Source organism: Microbacterium sp. Bi128, assembly GCF_918698205.1.
On the sequence record NZ_CAKKMM010000985.1, the window covers coordinates 1 to 1925 of the forward strand.

The following is a 1925-nucleotide window of genomic DNA, read 5'->3' on the forward strand; positions in this document are numbered from 1 at the left end:
CCTCGGCGATCGCCGCGTGGCTGGCGAGGCTGTCCAGGGGGTCGTCGGTGGTGGCCAGCACCTCGATGTTGAAGTCCTTGAAGAGCTGGCGGGGACGGAAGCCGGGCTCCAGCAGCTTGGCGGAGATCGCGTCGTAGCTGGCGTCGGCGGTCTCGGCGTTGATCTCCTGCTGGAGGCCGAAGACGCTGCTGAACTGGGTGCGGAGCCAGTAGCCGGAGGCCGTGCCTTCGAAGAGCGGCCAGGCCTTGCGGAACTCGCGCCAGACCGTGCGGGAGTCCGGTTCCGCCGCGGCCGAGCCCCGGAGCCGGTCCAGCGGGACGCCGCTGGCGTGGATCAGCCGGGTGACGTAGTGGTCCGGGCTGACCAGCAGCGCTGCCGGGTCCGGGAAGGGGCTGTTGTGCTCGATGACGGCGGCATCAACGTGCCCGTGCGGGGAAATGATGGGGAGGTCCTGGCCGCGCTGGAGGAGGTCTCGCGCAATGCTGCGCGTTCCGGGATCCGCGGGCAGAAGCCGGTCTGGGTTGGCGGCAATCGACTGTGACATAGATCAATGGTCCGGCTTGTCTCCGGCATTTGTCAACCGGTTGCCAATAATTGCCATCAAGTTGCGGATGGCCTCACAGGTGTGGCTAGCCCGCGGGCAGCAGCCGCCCGCTCGAGCCGCGCAGCACCAGCTCCGTCTCGACGCGCAGCGTGGCGGCCGGTTCCCCACCACCGTGCAGCAGATCAAGGAGCAGCGTCGCGGCGCCGGAGCCGCACTCCCCCAGCGGCGAGCGCACGGTGGTGAGCGGGGGCGTGGTGAAATCCGCGCCGAAGATGTCGTCGAAGCCCACGATGCTGATCTGGTCCGGGACCACCATGCCGGCGGCCTGGAGTTCCTGCATGAGCCCGATGGCCAGGAGGTCGTTGTAGGTCAGCACCGCCGTGGCGCCGCTTGTCCGGACGTCGCGCGCCACCTGGCGGCCGCCGTCGATCGTGGGTTTGGTGGATTCCAGCCGCACGGCTTCGAGCCGGGACCACTCGCAGGCCGCCTGCACGCCTTCCCAGCGGCGCGCGGACATCCAGGACTGCGGCGGCCCGGCAACAAAGGCAACCTTGTGGTGCCCGTTGGCGGCCAGGCTGCGGACTGCCTCGCTGATGCCCTTGTTGACGTCGGGAACCACGCACGGCACGCCGTCGACCTCGCGGTTGATGACCACCACCGGCTTGTCCCGGGCGATGGCGCGGATGTCGTCGTCGCCCATGCGGGGGCTGGCCAGGATGAGGCCGTCCACGGTGGCCATCATCCGGCGTGCTGCCGTCAGTTCGGTGACGCCGGACTCGGCCGACTCGGCCAGCACCAGGGTGTAGTCCCGCAGCGTGGCGGTCGTTTCCGCCCCGCGGATGATGTCGAAAAAGGTGGGGTTGGTGATGTCCGCGACGATCAGGCCGAAGGTGTTGGTGCGGCCGGTGGGCAGCGCGCGGGCGAACGGATTGACCTGGTAGTTCAGCTCGGCGGCCGCGTCCTCGATGAGTTTCTGCGTCTTGGCGCTGACCCGGCCGGGCTTGCTCAGCGCCCGTGAGACGGTGGAAGGATTGACGCCGGCAACCTTGGCAATGTCGTAGATGGTGGCGTGGGACTTTCCGGACCGGGAGTGCTTCTTGGCCGGGTCGGTTGTTGCGGCAGCGTCCGGCGTCTTGGGTTCAGTCACCGCCCCATCCTAACGAGGAAACAACCCAACCAGCCCCCAGCAGGGGCCGTTTTGAGTGCTCAAAACGGCCCCTGCTGCGGCGGGGCGGGGCGGGCTAGGAGCGCTCGGCGAACTTGCCCTCGTCCGCGATGCGCTTGTTCAGCTCGGCGAGGAACTCGTCCTCGTCGAAGTCCAGCGCCCCTTCCGTGCCGGTCCAGCTCGAGAGGTGGATGGCGTTGGCCAGCCGGACACCCT

2 protein-coding genes are annotated in these 1925 nt (G+C 68.7%); both read right to left on the bottom strand.

Going from position 1 to position 1925, the window contains the following annotated elements; translation table 11 throughout:
- Positions 1-544 (bottom strand): glucuronate isomerase (locus LQV45_RS28850; RefSeq protein ID WP_230010440.1); only part of this gene is annotated, 544 nt, incomplete at its 3' end.
- Positions 545-629: 85 nt separating this feature from the next.
- Positions 630-1691 carry a LacI family DNA-binding transcriptional regulator gene (locus LQV45_RS28855; RefSeq protein WP_230010442.1) on the bottom strand — a complete coding sequence of 354 codons (1062 nt, stop codon included), beginning with the start codon at positions 1689-1691 and terminating at the stop codon, positions 630-632.
- Positions 1692-1925: the final 234 nt, after the last annotated feature.